Raw genomic sequence first — 16,272 nt, 5'->3', positions numbered from 1 at the left:
CACCTCACATATTTCTTTCTACAATATACCGGGCAATGGCCCGGAGGACATCTCCCCGCGGGCCAAAGGACAAAAGGGCCTCCTCGGCCTCAGAGATCAATTCTCTTGCTTTGGCCTTGGCCGCCTCTAGACCAAAGAGCTGTGGATAGGTGTTTTTCTGGCGACGCAGATCAGAGCCTATTGGTTTGCCCAACAGCTTTTCATCCCCAACGATATCGAGAACATCATCGACGATCTGAAAGGCCAGACCGATCTTCTCCCCATAGATTTCAAGAGCCCTTAGTCCGTCACTGTCGGCCCCGGCCAGAAGCCCACCTGAGACTACTGAGGCCTTAATGAGGGCTGCTGTCTTGTGAAGATGAATAAATTCCAGATCCTTGGCTGATATCTCTCTGCCTTCGGCCAGGATATCAGCCGTCTGGCCACCGACCATACCAGAGACCCCGGCTGCCTGGGCAATCAGGGAGATGGTTTCAAGGACCCTTTCGGCCCCGGCCCTTTGGATGAGATCTGGGGAGCTCAAGAGCTCAAAGGCCAAAGTCAGAAGACCATCACCGGCCAAAATAGCTAGAGCCTCCCCGAAGACCTTATGGCAGGTTGGCCTGCCCCGACGGAGATCATCATCATCCATGGCCGGAAGATCATCGTGGATAAGAGAGTAGGTATGGATGCACTCCAAAGCACAGGCTGCTGGTAGATAGGGACGTTGATCATCGTCTTGGGTAGCCGCTGCTGCCAAAAGGAGGATAGGCCTTAAGCGCTTGCCACCAGCAAAGACACTGTAACGCATGGCCTCAACCACCTTGGCTGCCCCCCCAGAGGGTTGAGGAAGATAACGATCGAGGGCCTCATCAACCAAGGCCCTGGTTGAGGAAAGATACTGAACAAGGCCAGACTTATTCACCTAGGTCCTCAGGGAAGGGAATGTAATCGAACTTTCCGTCAGGCTGACGGATGAGCTGTTCCACCCGCCGCTCGGCCTCATCAAGCATCTGATTCAAGGCCCGAGAAAGTTTAATTCCCTCTTCAAACTTCTTCAATGATTCCTCAAGACCTAGGCCCTCTGATTCCAATTCAGCAACAATCTTCTCCAGGGTCTTAAGTCCAGCCTCAAAGTCCTTTAGCTGCATGCGATCTCTCCTTGGTTTGTTTTAGCCCGGGAGCCCCAAGCTCAAGTAGCCTTAAAGGATCGACCCTGATCCCAACCAGGGAGACCCCAAAATGAAGATGGGGGCCAGTGGCCCGCCCGCTTTTGCCCACCAACCCGATTCTCTGACCGACAGTAACCGTTTCTCCCGCTGTAACCAGGGCTTTATCCAGATGGCAATAGATACTGTAGAGTCCCAGACCGTGATCAATAACTACGGTGAGCCCAGAGAGATAAAAGTCCCTCACCAGGACCACCTTCCCGGTTCCAAAGGCAACCACTGGGCTCCCCTGGCGAGCAGCAAAATCGACTCCCATATGAGGGCTTCTGGGCTGTCCGTTGAGGATCCGTTTGAGGCCAAAGGGACTTGATATCCGTCCATCCACCGGAGGGACAAAGGGCCCCAGGTAAAAATAATCCCTACTTACCGGCTCAAGGACCTGCCGCAAAAGGACCCTTTCTTTCTTGATCCGGTCCAAGGTCTCAAGATCGAAGGTGACCATCTTTTGGGGTAATTTGAGATGTTCTTCTGGAAATAAACGGGCCCTGATTTTAAGACTAACCCTCTTCTTACTCCCAGAAGTAAAACAGATTTCCAGACTGGTTTCTCCCTCCGAGGCCCCGTAAGGAATCCCTATAAAACCGACACTTCGATCCGAAAGCCGGGCCAGGGGAAAACAGTACCCCAGAAGACAGGCCTTCTCAGCCTGACCGGCAACACTCAATAAAAAAACATCTCCAGGTCCAACCTCCTTGGGGAGATCAAGGGCCAGAAGAGAGCTCTTCCAGAGAAAAAGACCTCCCAGAATCAAGGAGATGATTCCAAGACGTGACATATGACCTTCCCTCGCTTAAGCCGGATCCTTAATCTATCGCCAGGACAGACCTGGATGGCCTCGGTAAGAAGACGCCCAGAGGGCAGAATCTCCACCAGACTATAGCCTCGAGCCAGAACCTTATAAGGGCTCAGGGCCTCAAGATGCCGATCTACTCTGGCCAGTTGAGATTTTTTTTCGGCCAGCCCCTTAAAAACGAGACGTTCAAGATCCCTAGTCAAGGCCTCAAGACGAAGCCTTTTTTCAATTAGGCGACGGCGGGGATCTTTCAGCCTTAGAGAAAGCAATTCTAAGGCCCTGGTGGCCGCCTCAAGGCGTCTGTCAAAGAGGGCTTTAAGCCGGTATTCAAGATTCAACAGACGGTCCCTAAGCTCGTTCATATCTGGAAAAACTAGTTGAGCTGCTGCCGTAGGAGTAGGGGCCCGATGATCAGCCACAAAGTCGCAGATGGTAAAGTCCACCTCGTGTCCTACAGCTGAAACCACAGGAATCCGGCTAGCGGCCACGGCTCTGGCAACCACCTCCTCATTGAAGGCCCAGAGATCTTCAATGGATCCTCCTCCCCGACAAATGACAATTACGTCTACCGGACATTCCAGATTAAAGAAGGCCAGAGCTTGACATATTTCCGCCGGAGCTTCCTCCCCCTGGACTTTGACTGGATAGATAGTGATCCAGGCCCCGAGGAAACGCCCCTTAGAGGTTCTTAGGAAATCATGGACCGCTGCCCCTGAGGGGGAAGTGATAAGCCCCACCCGACCTGGAACCAGCGGAAGAGGACGCTTCCGGGAACGATCGAAGAGCCCCTCCCGGCGCAGGCGCTCTTTCAGTTCCTCAAAGGCTACCATCAGAGCCCCAGTGCCCCGAGGCTCTATAATATTGGCCACAATCTGATACTCACCCCGGGGCTCATAAAGAGTCAGCCTTCCCAGGCAAACAACCTTGAGACCATCTCGAAGGGAGAAATGAAGCCGAGAGGCCTCTCTCCGAAAGAGGACAACCTTGATCTGGGCAGCCTCGTCCTTAAGGGAGAAGTACACATGGCCTGATGACGGTATACGAAGATTAGAGATCTCCCCTTCGACCCAGACAAAGGGAAATGCCGTCTCCAACAGATCCTTAAGGAGACCGGTCAGCTGCGAGACAGTAAAGACCCTGGTCCCAAGGTCTTCCAGGGCCCCAACATCTTCAACCCTTGAGGGGAAGGCGTTTAAGAAGCTCTCTTTAGAGGAATCTGGCATTGTTTTTCTGGCCCGCAGACCTTATAGTCTTTTGCCGAAAGTTAGCCCAAAGCAAAACGATAGTAAACCCGAAGCGGACAGAACGATGATCAAAAAAGACCTTTACGAAATCTTGGGAGTCTCTCCTACGGCCAGCGAAGAGGAGATCAAAAAGGCCTATCGCCGACTGGCCCGAAAATACCACCCGGATCTTAACCCCGGAGACAAAGAGGCCGAAAGACGCTTCAAGGAAATAAATGAGGCCTATCAGATCCTCTCTGATCCCCAAAAACGGGCCGAGTACGATCAACTGCGGCAGGCGGCCTCAGCCCACACCTTTACCACCCCAGGAGGCGAGACTGCCTATGACTTCTCTGGCCTTTTTGACGAAGGCTTTGGGGGATTTGCCGATCTTTTTGAGGATTTATTTGGTTTTGGCCTGAGAGACGAGGAACCACGTCGGGGAGAGGACCTTTTGACCCGGGTGGAGATCGATCTCCGGGATCTTATCTCCGGACGGGAAATTGAGGCCGAAGTCCCCCAGAGGGGCCCCTGCCCCACTTGCGGCGGCCTTGGCCTTGATCCCAATGATCCTGGAACGAACTGCCTGGCCTGTGGCGGAAAGGGCAAAAAGGAAATCCGCCAAAAGGATCTACGGCTCATCCAGATCTGTAGCCGATGTAATGGAAGCGGTCGCACCCGCACCCGTCCCTGCCCGACCTGCCACGGAGCTGGCGTCTCTGGACATCGACAACGGGTAAAGATCAAAATCCCTCCAGGGGTCAAGGAGGGAACAACCATCAGGATTCCGGGAAAAGGAGGCCCCGGGCTTTTTGGAGGCCCCCCAGGGGATCTCTACGTTCAGTTTGTCGTCAGGCCTGATCCCTTATTTGAAAGGCGCGGCGATGATCTCTATGTCCGGGTGCCGGTGGACATATTCACTGCTGTCCTTGGCGGAGAAGTGGTTGTTCCCACCCTTGACGGTCAGGTCAAGATGAAGATCCCCCCAGGGACCCAATGTGGCCAGAAGTTTCGTCTCAAGGGCAAGGGTCTCCCTCGGGCCCGAGGGGGAAAGGGCGACGAATATGTCGAGATTATGATTCGGGTCCCCACTAAACTCAGCCCCGAAGCCCGAAGACTCTTTGAGGAATTGAGAAAAAAGGTCAGTACTTCTCCTGGGGGATAAAGACCTGAAAGCTTGTTCCTTTCCCGGGTTGACTCTCTACCCGGATCTCCCCGCCCCAGGCCTCAACCAGACGATGAACAATAGAAAGACCGAGACCGGTGCCCTCCGGGCGGGTGGTATAAAATGGATCAAATATATGTTCAAGTACTTCAGAAGGAATGCCACGTCCTGTGTCCTTTACTTCCAGCCACAAGCCTTTTCCTTCCTTCCTGGCCGAGATAACCACCCGGCCGGGCTGGTGGCCATTGCAGGCCTCAGCGGCGTTCATGACCAGATTGAGGAGGACCTGCCGAAACTGGCCGGGATCAAGAACCACTTTGAGGTCCTCGGCAAGGTTATTCTCTATAGAAATCTGTTTAAAACGACCATGGCGCCCCACCAAAGAGATGACCTCTTCAGCCACCTGGGCCGGGGAAAAGACAACCTTTTTGCCCTTCTCTGGACGCGCAAAGAGAAAGAAATCATCAGAGAGTGACTCCAGACGTTTGGCCTCTCTGAGTATGATCTCTAGTAGTGGTTCTCCTTCAGTGGCCACCAGTCCCTGCTCTCTTAAGAGCTGGGCGGCCCCACTGATACTGGTAAGGGGATTCCTGATCTCATGGACCAGACCATCGGCCATATGCCCCAAGGCAGCCAGCCTTTCAATCCGGCGCATCTGTCGCTCTCGTCTTTTAATCTCAGTGATATCTTGAAAGATAATCCCCATCCCTAAAGGGGTGCCCTTGTCATCAGTGATCTCAAAACAGGAAAGACCTAGGACGAGTTCCCGACCATCGGGAAGTCTTAATTCAAGGTCCTGTCTTTGGTGGCAATCAAGGTCAGCCAGCTCGGGAAAGGCCTCTTTAAGATGGACCCCCAAAACAGAGGAAAGATCCCGGCCGAGGATCTCTTCGGCCCGTCTATTGACCAGCTGGATCTGTCCCTTGGCATCGGTGATAATGAGACCTGAACGTAGGCTATGGAAAACATGGTCCTGGATTTTTTTAAGACGATGAACGTCTTCGCGGCTCCGGCGGGCCATATCCTGGGCCACGGTGACATCACGGACCAGCCTAAGAGCCATAAGGCCGACGAGGCAAAAGGCTCCTAGATCAAGGAAGAAGAAAAAGGCCTCTTCAGGTACAAACCCTTCTCCCTCAACCCACAGGGGATACCAATAAATAACTGTAAGCCCAATGGTCACCACCAGGATGGTCCAGTTGAGCCCCTGGCGGCCCAAGAGAACGGCGGCCACGATGACCACCAAGGAATAGAGCACGATAAAAGGGCTCTGTGGTCCCCCGGTAATTCCCACTAAAAGGCTAATCAACAGAGAATCCCCCAGGACCAAGGCCCAGGCCAGACGTTGGGTGGGAGCCCCCATTTTCGAGGCCAGAAGGATGGCCAGACTCAGGGAAAAGGAAGCAGCCACGATCCAGAAAAAAGGCCCCTGAGCCAGATCCTTCCAGAAAAGGCCTACCCCCAAAACAATCAGGAGGATGATCAGTTTTAGGGCATTGATGACCGAAAAGCGCAACATAATGGCCCTTTAAAGACCATATTTGGCCAGACGGTATCTGAAAGAACGAAAGTTTAAACCCAAGAGTTTGGCAGCCTCGGTCTTCACCCCTCCGGTACGTTCCAGAGCCTGTTTGAGGAGGTCCATCTCGATCTTGGCCAGTAGTTCCTCAAGATCTATGCCTTTTTCAGGAAGGGTGATGCGAAAATCATGCTCCTTTTGGCCGTCTCCGTCCTGACGCTTTGTCCGGGAGAGTACCAGACTCTCAGGGAGAATAAGGCTTCCGGTCTCTAGAGCCACAGACCTTTCAATAATGTTTTCAAGCTCGCGGATGTTTCCCGGAAAATCATACTCTTCCAGGGCTTTAAGGGCATAGGCTGAAATACCCTCGACCTTTTTGCCCATCTGCCGGGAGTATTTATCCAGAAAATACTGAACAAGTACCGGAATGTCCTCCCGCCTTTGTCTCAAGGGAGGAACATGGATGCTGATGACGTTGAGCCGGTAGTAGAGATCCTCCCGGAAATTACCAGCCAAGACTTCCCTTTCAAGATTCCGGTTAGTGGCCGAGATGATCCGGACATCCACCTCAATCTCGTGGGTCTCCCCCAGAGGGATGAAGCTTTTTTGCTGGACTACCCTCAGAAGTTTGACCTGAAGCTCGGGGGGCAACTCACCGATCTCATCAAGGAAAATGGTCCCTCCATGGGCGACAGCAAAAAGGCCCTTCTTCTCCCGAGAGGCCCCGGTAAAGGCCCCCCGGCTGTAGCCGAAAAGCTCAGATTCCAGGAGATTAGCCGGTATCCCCCCACAGTTGACAACCACAAAGGGCTTATCCTTCCGGGGGCTCAGGTTGTGAATGGCCCGGGCAATAAGCTCTTTTCCTGTTCCTGACTCTCCAGTTATAAGGACGTTTGAAGGGGCCTGGGCGATTTTGGGCAAAAGATTAAAAATCTTTCGCATGGCCGCACTCCGGGCCACCATCCCCTGAAACTGGACCACCTGATCCTGGGGTGATTCTGTCTCTTGGGCCTCCTTTTGGGCCTTCTCCAGAGCTCTTTTGACCGTGGCCCTCAACTCTTTCAGATTGAAAGGTTTGGTCACATAGTCAAAGGCCCCTTCCCTCATGGCCGAGACAGCTGTATCCATCGAGGCAAAGGCTGTGATCATAATCACCGGCATCTCCGGCCAGCGACCCTTAATCTCCTTAAGGAGAGAAAGCCCATCCATCTCCGGCATGCGTATGTCAGCCAGGACAACATCGACAGTGTTTTTCTCCATGAGATCGAGGGCCTCTTTCCCCGTACCAGCGGTGGAAACCTGATAGCCCTCTTTGGTAAAGAGGATATCTAAAAATTGGCGAAGGCTTTTATCATCATCTACAATTAAAAGATGAGCCATGGTAGGACCCCCGAGTTCTCTCAAAGTTTAAGACTGGACTCCCTGGAATCCTTTTCGTCAAAAAGTTTTTTTTCATTAAACAATTTGTCAGTGACTGACGTTTTTTGTTAATTGGACGGTAGCTGAAGTTTTTTGATTGTTATGGCCTATCTGGCCGATCCTAGAGTAGGAGAGCCCCAGAGCGATGGAGTCTCGAGAGAAAAGACCAACCAGATTAGAACCTCTCTTCGAACTTCCAGGCAATCGGGCCAGGGGTGGAGGGATCCTGGCCATGGTTCTCTGCCTGCTTGCGGCCCTTGGCCTTACGGCCGAGGTCTTTTTAGAGATCTACCAGGGGGAGAGCCTCTGCCCCAACGAGGCCTGCGCCTTGGCGGGTCAATATGTCTGGATTGGAGAGCGGGGGCTTGTGAGCCTGGGGGCTTGTTTCTTCTGGATCCTTTTCGGCCTGATTTTTTTCAGCCGACGTTATCCTCGTCCTTGGTTAAGGGCCCTTCCCCTTTTGGCTCTGCTGGGGGCCCTCTCCTTTGACGGCCTCCTCATGGGCTATCAGGTCTTTAAGATCCAAAGGCTCTGTGTGATCTGTCTGGCCACAGCCGGCTTTCTTGTTCTCATCCACTTGGCCTACTCCTTGGGTATCAGAGCCTTTATGGCCGCTTTGGCCGGTCTGGCCGTATGGGCAAGCGGCTTCTTGGGGGCGGCCATCATCAAGGAACCCTCTCTATCAACCAATGAGGCAAAGGAGTTTGCCTTCTACCGTCTTAAAGCCCCTCAAGGCCCAGAATTTCCCAAACTTACCCTTATTTTCAGCCTTCATTGCCCCCATTGTCTTAAGGTTCTAGAGAGACTTTCTCAAATGGGTCCCCAAAGATTAAACATCGAGCTGGCCAGCGTTGACACCGACGAAGCGGCCCTTAAGAGACTGGGGATCTTCCTTCGAGAGGCCTCCCGAAGCCCCAATCCGCTCTCTTTACTCATAGCCCTTAAAGCGGCCGGCACCGATGAGACCCTTCCCCCACCTTCAGGTCTCCTTAAGGCTGCCCAGCGGACCCGTCGATTCTTATTCAACCTGGGCCTTTACGGAATTCCGGTCCTTCTGGTTGAGGAATCCCCTGAAAGGCGCCTTATCCTAAGTGGTGAAGGGGCCATCCTCGAATACCTCCGGGGCCTGTCTTTTGAAGAAGAATCTAGAGTCCAAGCCCCATCGGAGAGATAAATTCAGCTACTTTATCCTCGCGGCCTTCAGCCAGCCATCGGGGGATAGGAGAATAAGCAAGCTTTTTAAAGATTCTCTCCCGCTCTTCAGGAGGAAGGCCACGGGAGAGAATCTCTTTGCGCCACCGCCTCATAAGCTCCAAAAAACGCCCCCACTCCGGCCCGAACATTTCCTCTAGTTCCTCTCTAAGCCTCCGGGCCAAGGCCGGACTGGCCCCTGCCGTGGAGATGGCCAAGGTCAGATCCCCCCTTTTGACCACAGAAGGAACGATAAAACTGCAGTACTCCGGCTTATCGACTACATTACAAGGGATCCCTAATGATTCAGCCTCAGAGAAGACGGCCTCCTGAATGGCCGGATCATCAGTAGCTGCAATTACCAGCCAGGCCCCTTTAAGATCGCCCGTTCGATAGGGCCTCAGTTCAAGCTCAAGGAGACCTTCCCTGGCAGCCTGTTGAATCTCCTCTACGGCCTCAGGGGCCACCACCTGCACTTTGGCCCCGGCCTCAAGGAGGGCAGCCACCTTACGGGCCGCCACTCTGCCTCCGCCGATTACCAAACACCTCTTACCCGTAAGTTTAAGATAAAGGGGATAATATCTAATTTTTAGCCTCCTTTGATCTCGTTCTAACAGGTCAGGTGAAAGGCCCCGGCGACTCGTTTTTTTTCGGCCATCAGTTGATTAAATCTCTCTGCCGCCTTGGCCGTAGGAAGGGCCTCAAACCTGATCGAATGTTCATCCAGAGCCTTGGTGACCTCCGAACTCAGAATCATAGCCCCATAGGCCCCTGTACCCACGATGAGGATCTCTGGTCGGGCCTCAAGGATATCGGCAATGTCTTCAGGATAGAGACGGTGGCCTTCTTTGCGCCACCAGTTGGGGTAGATCTTGGTGTCGATGATCTTGAGATCACTGGTATAAGTGACCCCTTTTATCTTCATCTGGCCAAAACTGTATCCTTCTATCATCTCTGCCCTCCTTCAAAACCAGGCCACCAACAGCCAGAGGGCCCCGGAGATCAGGCCCAAGGCCCCCAAAACCGGCCCCCCAACTCTCAAGCCTCCAAAGATCAGGGAATAGGTCCCTTTGGCCAAATTGTTACTTATAGAGGCAATGACAATGGCCATCTGGATCTCCCCCTGACCCACGGCCTGATATTTGCCCTGAATAATCCCCAGAATAAAGGGATCTATATCAACAAAGCCAATGATACTCGCCAGATAATGAAGCCCATATTCGCCAAAACGGGAAAGGGTCCACCGGGTTACAGCCACTGTAGCCACGAACAAAATAGCAAAAAGAAGGGCTGCCGTCAGCTCAAGGGGGTTTTCCGGCCTTTCGGAGGCCGAACTTCTGGCCGGACAATGACAGAATTTGTCGAGGATCACCCCCGTAAGACCGGCAAGAGCCGCTGTGGCCAGAAAATAAGGAGCCAGAGAGAGGCCCAGGTTAAGGTCAAATAGGGCAACCAAGACGGCCAGACGTAGATACATGGCCCCAGTGGCCAGAACAATGGGACCCACGGCCTGAATACTCTTGAGCCGGCGGGCAATGACCACGGTTGTAGCCGTAGAGGAATAAATGCCTCCCAGAAATCCGGACAGCAAAAGCCCTCTTACAGGAAGGACGTAAGCCTGGATAAGATAGCTGGCATAAGAGATAGAAGAGACGGCCACCACCGACAGCCAGATCTGATAGGGGCTTATCTCTACAAAAGGCAGTTTCTCCCGAGGAAGAAGAGGGAGGATGACCCCAATTACCAGAAGGAACTTAGAGAGAGTCAGGACCTCTTCCTCCGGAAAGCTCCTGGTCAGATAGTGAAGGGCTGGTTTGGAATGAAGCAGGATTACAGTGGCCACAGTAATGCCTACTGGCCACCAAATGGGTTTGCCAACCACCATAGGTCCCAGGGTGTAAGTGATAAAAGCCGCCGTCTCACTGGTAATTCCCGGGCGGTCGGCGCTCATTTTGCGCCAATAGCTCACAAGAAGAAGGGTAGCCAGGGCCACCAGGCCGACCACATAGGCCACTAGATGGACAGGATCAAGTATATAAAGAATGAGGCCCAAGATACCAATGAGCGGAAAGGTGCGGATGCCTCCAAAATAGGGAACATCCTCTTCCTCTTTGGCTACCTTGCGGAGATGGTCTTCTTCCCTTTCCAGCCCAATGATGAAAGAAAGGGCCAGGACCAAGAGAAAGTCACGCCAAAAAAAGGAAAGATCCACGGTTCCTATCCACCCTTAAGCTTGCGTCTCCAGCCCTCAAGATCGAGGCTTACGTAGCGAAATCCAATCTGTTTGAGCTCATAGACTATCTGATCGGCTTGGCCAAGGAGAAGGGGGAAATCCTCCCTCAAGACTTCTATCCGGGCAAGTTCTCCGTGGTATCGGACCCTAAGGGTTTTAAAACCCAAAGATGAAAGACGCCTCTCGGCCTCAGCGACCATTCTCAGAGCCTGACGACTTATGGGAGTTCCAGTAGGAATTCTGGTGGCCAGACAGGGTCCGGAAAAGGAGGTGTTGAGCCCCACCCCTAAGACTTCAGAGGCCTCTGTTATTTCAGACTTCGTAAATCCCGCAACAAGCAACGGGGTTTTGACGGCTAACTCTTCGATGGCCTTAAGGCCCGGACGATCCTCGCCCAGATCATCCACCTGGGTCCCATCAGCCAGCTCCCTGTAGCCTGCTTGACGGGCCCAAGAGAGGAGATGGCTGTACATGTTTCGCTTACAGTAGTAACAACGCCGGGGATCATTGCGGACAAAATCAGGCCAGTGGAGATGATCAAGCCTGAAGACTACATGCTTTACGCCCCACTTAGCAGCCCAGGCTCTGACGGCCTCAAGACTCCCGGGCCGACAGACAGGAGATGAGATCGTCAGGGCCACCAGAGCGTCCTCAAGGACCATGGCCGCAAAGGCGACGAGAAAAGAACTATCAAGCCCCCCAGAGAAGGCAATTGCCAGAGGGGCCCAAGACAGGAGTCTTTCCCTCAGGTCGGCAAGCTTTAAAGAGAGTGCTCCCTGGCTAAGTTTCTTCAGATCCCTGGGGCTTATCATTGTTATTGATGAGGGCACTCTTTAAGGGAGCCGGAAGGGGCTCTTGGGGCTCGGAGAGAAGAAACTTGCCCTCTTTTATCCAGTCCTTGAGGATCTCGGCTATTTCCTTGGCACGAACATAGCTTGATACTGGTACCGTGGGAACATCCTTGCCCAAGACCCGAATACTTCCACTACGAAGCTCCGCATAAGAGACCTCACCGTAGTTTCGTTTTATTCCATTAGGATAATCATATCCGTAGTCGACTATCTGGGTAAAGATTTCCTCATCAGAGACCCCAGTATAGGCAGCAATCTCCTCGTTGAGGACGGGAATAGGGACACCGATACCCACACTGAGCGAACACCCGTAACCAAGCATGCTCACTCCCATAATCCAGCGGGGGCTCATCTCCTTCAAGTTGCCCATGACCATAATGGTCCCCGCTGGTCGGGTGGGGATCCCTTTGTTTGTTCGGGGAACATCAGGGTTGTGTTGAGTGCCGTACCAGACGATGTAGCCCTGAGCCCCACCGAGGAAGATCCTTGTCCCCAACCCCATGGTCTTATAGTAGGGATCGTTCATCAGGGGAGAAAGCTGGCCGGCGGTGGCATAGTTGGCGTTTCCCGCCCGGGGTCTTAATACCCCCATGTAGGTATAGATGGTCCGCTCGGAGAGGTTTATGGCACAGTTGTAATTTTGGTAGGCGTTGCGGGGGTTACAAAGCACTGCATAGGGAAGATCAGCCAAGCTGATCTCTTTTTCCAGGTACTTTCGAGGATAGCAATGGGTTCCATAGGCCTTGGCCCGCAGGAGAAGTTTTTTCCCGGCCACCAGGTCCTCGATCACATGTCCCCCACCGTAACGAAACTCCCCGGGATAGACCTTATTCAGGGGATCATCCTCGGCAGGCTCGGTGGCCCCAATGTAGATATCTACGGCCGCCAGACCGGCATAGGCTGGAACCCCGTTTATCCAAACTCGGTGGGCCTTTATGGTAGGCACAGTATGGCCAAAATTAATAAAGGCTCCGGAAGAACACATGGGAGAAAAGGTCCCAGTGGTGACCACATCGACCTCTTGGGCAGCCTTAACCGGGCCTTCAGCCTTAACTATATCAATCATCTCTTCGGCCGTAACGACCACGGCCCGACCTTCCTTGATCCTACGGTTGATTTCAGCGATAGTCTTCTCTACTTTGTAGGCCATAAAAAACTCCTCCAGGGCTGGATTGTGCCTATCATAGGCCAGTGTAGCCGTTTTTCAATACCTAAACCCTAACCACTGAAGAGAAACAGACTTCAGGGCGACCCTTGACCCTTTTATTAAATTGGCTAGAGAACAAAGTCCTGTTAGAGGGGGGATAATCAGCCCAATAGAACCCTACTTTTTTCTGGCTACTCCATGATGGAGATCACCTGGTGGCCGGCTTGCTGGAGGGCAGAGACTATGGGTTTAAGGTCACATGGCTCCAGACGAATATAATGAATCTTTTCAAAAGGAGGCTGGGTATCCATGCCGATGGAGATGATCTCTACCCCGAAGGAACGGATTATCTGAACAATCTCTTCAAAGGAACCCTCTCTGGCCGCCGGAATAACATCAATCCGAGAGCTCTGTCTCAAAAGACCCATTAGTTCGACAAAAGATGCCAAGAGATCAGTCACCGTAATGATGCCCACCAAGTTACCTTTTTCGTCAATTACCGGCAGACCGCCTATCTTATGGCGATAGATAATTCTGGCCGCCTCCTCGACAGAGTCCTCAGGGGAGACAACTATCGGCTCCCGGATCATTACGTCTTTAATGGACATCTCCGAGATAAGGGCCGGAAAGAGGTACTGCCGAATGTCGCTTTCGGTAACAAAACCAACCATCTCACCGGTCTTTTGGACTACCGGGAGATGTCTTATACCGTGGAGTCTCATTAGCTGAATGGCCTCTTTAATGGAGGCCTCAGGGGAGATGGTAACTAGGTTTCTGACCATCCAGTTTTTGACTTTCACTGTTTCCTATCCCTTTAGCCAAAAATTTTAAATTCGATCTTTCCCTAAGGGTCTTTTACAACTTTATATCATAGGCCTTTATCTTGTAGTGCAAGGTCCGCAAAGATATTCCCAGGAGCTCCGCTGCCTTTCTCCGATGGCCCCCTGTTTTCTTGAGAGCCGCCTCAATGGCCCGGCGTTCTATCTCCTTGAGATTGGCTGCCGGAATCTCTGTCGAATCCTGCCTGCGGGGAATAGTCTGCCCGAGCGAGATCCTCAAAACTCCATCCCGGCTAAGAATAACTGCTCGTTCCAGAATGTTGCGGAGCTCCCGAATGTTTCCTGGAAAATGATATCTCTTAAGGGCCTCAAGCCCCTCAGGATCTATCTCTCGAATCTCCTTCCCCAGCTCGGCCGTTATTGACCACAAAAGATAGTCAATAAGCTCAGGTAAGGCCTGGGACCTCTGTCTCAACGGGGGAATCTCCAGTGGAAAGACATTAAGACGAAAGAAGAGATCTTCCCGAAAACGGCCATTGGTCACCATCTTGGCCAAGTCGCGATTGGTAGCGGCAATAAGGCGAACATCAGTCTTAATGGTAGTGAGGCCGCCCAGGCGCTCAAAGGTGCCATCCTGGAGGACCCGGAGGAGCTTGGCCTGAGCCCCTTGGGGAAGCTCGGCAACTTCATCGAGGAAGACCGTCCCCTCATCGGCCAGCTCAAAACGTCCCTTTTTACCCTTAACGGCCCCGGTAAAGGCCCCCTTCTCATAGCCAAAGAGCTCAGCCTCGATGAGATTCTCCGGAAGGGCAGCACAGTTTATCTCCACAAAAGGCCCCTCCCTGCCAGACAGTTCGTGGATGACCCGGGCCACCAGAGTCTTTCCCGTACCTGATTCCCCCAGGAGAAGGACGGTAGCCTTGGTTGGAGCCACGGCCTTGATGTCTTCAAGCAGGGACTCCATCCCGGCAAAGATTATCTCTAGAGGCGGCAAACCGCGGCTCCCGGCCTTAAGGGCCAAGTTTTCCCGAACCAAGCGATAACGCTCATAGGCCTTGGCCACCACCGCCCGAAGCTCATCCGGGCTCGAAAGCGGTTTGCTCAGATAGTCAAAGGCCCCTTCCTTCATGGCCCGAACAGCTGACTCTATGGAACCAAAGGCCGTAATGACGATAAAATCTGTCTCTGGATGTCGCTGTCGGAGGGCCTTCATGAGCTCGTGGCCGTCCATCTCGGGCATTTTGAGATCGGTGATTACCAGATGGGGCAAAAAGGCCTCGGCCACCTTAAGAGCCTCCTTGGGATCGGCGGCCTTCTCCACACTGTAGCCCTCTTCCCGAAGAATGTTCTCTAACAGGGCCAGGAAAGAAACCTCGTCATCTACAACCAGAATACGGTAGCCTTTCTTCACCTCTGTCTATTGAGCCTCCGATTCTAAAGGAAGACGAAGTTCAAAAAAGGTAAAGCCATTTTTCCTATATACAGTAATTTGCCCCCCGAGAACACTGGCCAGCCGCTTGACAATAGCCAGCCCCAGACCACTGCCTTTGGCCTTGGTGGTGAAGAAGGGTTCAAAGATCCGCTCCTGATCTTCAGGGGCTATACCTGGGCCGTTGTCCCCGACGGCAAGCAAGGCCTTATCTCCCTCTCGCCCCACCTGGACAAGGATCTCTCCTCCCTCTGGAGCGGCTTCAAGGGCGTTGGTAAGGAGGTTGATGAGGATCTGCTTGATCTTCTCCGGGTCGCTGAAAAGGCGTACCTCTGAAAGGTGCTCCCTGAGCTTTATCCTCTTTGACTCCAAGGTCTCATTCTGACGAAGGCTGCGAACCGTCTCGGCGGCCAGGATCCCCAGGTCTATCTCGGTTTTGTTGGCCGGACTGGGCCGAGCATAGCTGAGGAGATCCCGGGTGAGCTTTTCAAGGCGGGTGGCCTCAGAAACTATGGTGGCCAGATCGGCCTGGATCTCTACCAGAGTCTCCGGAGTCAGTGGTTTGGAGCCAAAGATGGCCCGGCCAATGCGCTCACGCATAAGTTGGGCAAACCCCTTGATGCTCCCCAGGGGATTTCTGATCTCATGGGCCAAGACCGCCGCCAACTGCCCCAGGGCGGCCAAATGTTCGGCCTGGCGGACCTCTTCGGCCAGCTCCTCGCTCCGGCGCCAAGAACGATACCCGAGAACCCCCAAGCCCCAGATTATAAAAAGGGAGGCCCCCATGAGGAGTCCTTGGATCCTGGCCTGACGAACAATCCAGCGGGCTGGATAAGTATGAAGAGCCACCCGAAGGACATAATAAGGCCCCCTGGTCCCAGTCCTAAGATGAACAGGGAGGTCAAAGACAAAGACCTCTTCCCCGGTGCGTAGACGAATAAAGTGGCTCAAAGGGCGTCTTTTTTCAAAGACCTTGGATATGGCCGGATCACGATATTCTTCCTCAATAAGATTAGGATTGGAATGCAGGAGGATCTCACCATCAGCGTCATAGAGGGCCAAAAAAGCCAAATCGTCCCAACGTCCGCTTTTAAGAATATCCTCAAAAAGGAGGACATTGTCTATCCCGTCGCGATGGAGGAGAAACTCTACCCCAATGGCAATGTCCAAGGCCCTGGTGGCCAAAAGATCCTGCGAGGCCCGGACAGAAAGACGATAAGAGCCATAGATGGCCAAGACCATAGCTACGGTAAAGACCAAAAGAAGGACCAGAAGAAAAAAAGGCACCCGCTTTAAAGAGGGTTGGGAAGGCATC

At 53.0% G+C, this 16,272-nt stretch carries 16 protein-coding genes; 2 read left to right on the top strand and 14 right to left on the bottom strand.

The window, feature by feature from the left end:
* Positions 1-4 precede the first annotated feature (4 nt).
* From ACXJJX_RS07630 to xseA, 4 genes are read right to left on the bottom strand one after another with little or no spacing between them, the layout of a single operon-like run.
* Positions 5-904, bottom strand: coding sequence for a polyprenyl synthetase family protein (locus ACXJJX_RS07630; RefSeq protein ID WP_456433814.1), 900 nt, complete (start codon positions 902-904; stop codon positions 5-7).
* Positions 897-1,130 (bottom strand): exodeoxyribonuclease VII small subunit, encoded by a 234-nt coding sequence (xseB, locus tag ACXJJX_RS07625; protein ID WP_456433813.1) that lies wholly within the window; start codon positions 1,128-1,130, stop codon positions 897-899. Before xseB ends, ACXJJX_RS07630 begins: the two co-directional genes overlap by 8 nt.
* Positions 1,111-1,983, bottom strand: a complete 873-nt coding sequence (locus ACXJJX_RS07620) for a M23 family metallopeptidase (RefSeq protein WP_456433812.1) — start codon at positions 1,981-1,983, stop codon at positions 1,111-1,113. The genes xseB and ACXJJX_RS07620 overlap by 20 nt, the downstream gene beginning before the upstream one ends.
* The gene (gene xseA, locus ACXJJX_RS07615) at positions 1,956-3,224 is read right to left on the bottom strand and encodes an exodeoxyribonuclease VII large subunit (protein ID WP_456433811.1); all 1,269 of its coding nucleotides are present in this window, start codon (positions 3,222-3,224) and stop codon (positions 1,956-1,958) included. Before xseA ends, ACXJJX_RS07620 begins: the two co-directional genes overlap by 28 nt.
* Positions 3,225-3,309: 85 nt before the next feature.
* On the opposite strand from xseA, the gene dnaJ reads away from it, so the two are divergent.
* Positions 3,310-4,389 carry a molecular chaperone DnaJ gene (dnaJ, locus tag ACXJJX_RS07610; protein ID WP_456433810.1) on the top strand — a complete coding sequence of 360 codons (1,080 nt, stop codon included), beginning with the start codon at positions 3,310-3,312 and terminating at the stop codon, positions 4,387-4,389.
* Here dnaJ and ACXJJX_RS07605 read toward each other — a convergent pair.
* Entirely contained in the window at positions 4,367-5,908 is a 1,542-nt protein-coding gene (locus ACXJJX_RS07605) for a two-component system sensor histidine kinase NtrB (protein ID WP_456433809.1), read from the bottom strand. The two genes, dnaJ and ACXJJX_RS07605, sit on opposite strands and share 23 nt — an antisense overlap.
* Before the next feature lie 9 nt (positions 5,909-5,917).
* Positions 5,918-7,288 (bottom strand): sigma-54-dependent transcriptional regulator, encoded by a 1,371-nt coding sequence (locus ACXJJX_RS07600; protein ID WP_456433808.1) that lies wholly within the window; start codon positions 7,286-7,288, stop codon positions 5,918-5,920.
* A gap of 184 nt (positions 7,289-7,472) precedes the next feature.
* Between ACXJJX_RS07600 and ACXJJX_RS07595 the strand changes: the two genes are divergently transcribed.
* Positions 7,473-8,501 carry a thioredoxin domain-containing protein gene (locus ACXJJX_RS07595; protein ID WP_456433807.1) on the top strand — a complete coding sequence of 343 codons (1,029 nt, stop codon included), beginning with the start codon at positions 7,473-7,475 and terminating at the stop codon, positions 8,499-8,501.
* On the opposite strand, the gene ACXJJX_RS07590 is transcribed toward ACXJJX_RS07595, so the two are convergent.
* From ACXJJX_RS07590 to ACXJJX_RS07555, 8 genes are all read right to left on the bottom strand, one after another.
* Positions 8,473-9,105 carry a precorrin-2 dehydrogenase/sirohydrochlorin ferrochelatase family protein gene (locus ACXJJX_RS07590; protein ID WP_456433936.1) on the bottom strand — a complete coding sequence of 211 codons (633 nt, stop codon included), beginning with the start codon at positions 9,103-9,105 and terminating at the stop codon, positions 8,473-8,475. The two genes, ACXJJX_RS07595 and ACXJJX_RS07590, sit on opposite strands and share 29 nt — an antisense overlap.
* A gap of 23 nt (positions 9,106-9,128) precedes the next feature.
* Entirely contained in the window at positions 9,129-9,470 is a 342-nt protein-coding gene (locus ACXJJX_RS07585) for an Mth938-like domain-containing protein (RefSeq protein WP_456433806.1), read from the bottom strand.
* A 12-nt stretch (positions 9,471-9,482) separates the two neighbouring features.
* Positions 9,483-10,730: an MgtC/SapB family protein gene (locus ACXJJX_RS07580; RefSeq protein ID WP_456433805.1), complete on the bottom strand. Its 1,248-nt coding sequence runs from the start codon at positions 10,728-10,730 to the stop codon at positions 9,483-9,485.
* Positions 10,731-10,735: 5 nt separating this feature from the next.
* The gene (gene larE / locus ACXJJX_RS07575) at positions 10,736-11,563 is read right to left on the bottom strand and encodes an ATP-dependent sacrificial sulfur transferase LarE (RefSeq protein WP_456433804.1); all 828 of its coding nucleotides are present in this window, start codon (positions 11,561-11,563) and stop codon (positions 10,736-10,738) included.
* Positions 11,532-12,752 (bottom strand): homocysteine biosynthesis protein, encoded by a 1,221-nt coding sequence (locus tag ACXJJX_RS07570; protein ID WP_456433803.1) that lies wholly within the window; start codon positions 12,750-12,752, stop codon positions 11,532-11,534. Before ACXJJX_RS07570 ends, larE begins: the two co-directional genes overlap by 32 nt.
* 188 nt (positions 12,753-12,940) lie before the next feature.
* Positions 12,941-13,549 carry a CBS and ACT domain-containing protein gene (locus tag ACXJJX_RS07565; RefSeq protein ID WP_456433802.1) on the bottom strand — a complete coding sequence of 203 codons (609 nt, stop codon included), beginning with the start codon at positions 13,547-13,549 and terminating at the stop codon, positions 12,941-12,943.
* 55 nt (positions 13,550-13,604) lie between these two features.
* Positions 13,605-14,939, bottom strand: a complete 1,335-nt coding sequence (locus ACXJJX_RS07560; protein ID WP_456433801.1) for a sigma-54-dependent transcriptional regulator — start codon at positions 14,937-14,939, stop codon at positions 13,605-13,607.
* 6 nt (positions 14,940-14,945) lie between these two features.
* Positions 14,946-16,271: a two-component system sensor histidine kinase NtrB gene (locus ACXJJX_RS07555; protein ID WP_456433800.1), complete on the bottom strand. Its 1,326-nt coding sequence runs from the start codon at positions 16,269-16,271 to the stop codon at positions 14,946-14,948.
* Position 16,272: the final 1 nt, after the last annotated feature.

It is taken from the genome of Thermosulfuriphilus sp. (assembly GCF_054026695.1).
Note: the sequence above shows the minus strand (reverse complement) of the source record. Positions and strands in the feature narration are given on the sequence as shown.

Coding starts and splice junctions, on each gene's coding strand:
- ACXJJX_RS07605 (WP_456433809.1), bottom strand. CDS start 5,908: ATGTTGCGCTTTTCGGTCATCAATGCCCTAAAACTGATCATCCTCCTG.
- larE (WP_456433804.1), bottom strand. CDS start 11,563: ATGATAAGCCCCAGGGATCTGAAGAAACTTAGCCAGGGAGCACTCTCT.
- ACXJJX_RS07585 (WP_456433806.1), bottom strand. CDS start 9,470: ATGATAGAAGGATACAGTTTTGGCCAGATGAAGATAAAAGGGGTCACT.
- xseA (WP_456433811.1), bottom strand. CDS start 3,224: ATGCCAGATTCCTCTAAAGAGAGCTTCTTAAACGCCTTCCCCTCAAGG.
- ACXJJX_RS07620 (WP_456433812.1), bottom strand. CDS start 1,983: ATGTCACGTCTTGGAATCATCTCCTTGATTCTGGGAGGTCTTTTTCTC.
- ACXJJX_RS07570 (WP_456433803.1), bottom strand. CDS start 12,752: ATGGCCTACAAAGTAGAGAAGACTATCGCTGAAATCAACCGTAGGATC.
- xseB (WP_456433813.1), bottom strand. CDS start 1,130: ATGCAGCTAAAGGACTTTGAGGCTGGACTTAAGACCCTGGAGAAGATT.
- ACXJJX_RS07600 (WP_456433808.1), bottom strand. CDS start 7,288: ATGGCTCATCTTTTAATTGTAGATGATGATAAAAGCCTTCGCCAATTT.
- ACXJJX_RS07555 (WP_456433800.1), bottom strand. CDS start 16,271: ATGCCTTCCCAACCCTCTTTAAAGCGGGTGCCTTTTTTTCTTCTGGTC.
- dnaJ (WP_456433810.1), top strand. CDS start 3,310: ATGATCAAAAAAGACCTTTACGAAATCTTGGGAGTCTCTCCTACGGCC.
- ACXJJX_RS07595 (WP_456433807.1), top strand. CDS start 7,473: ATGGAGTCTCGAGAGAAAAGACCAACCAGATTAGAACCTCTCTTCGAA.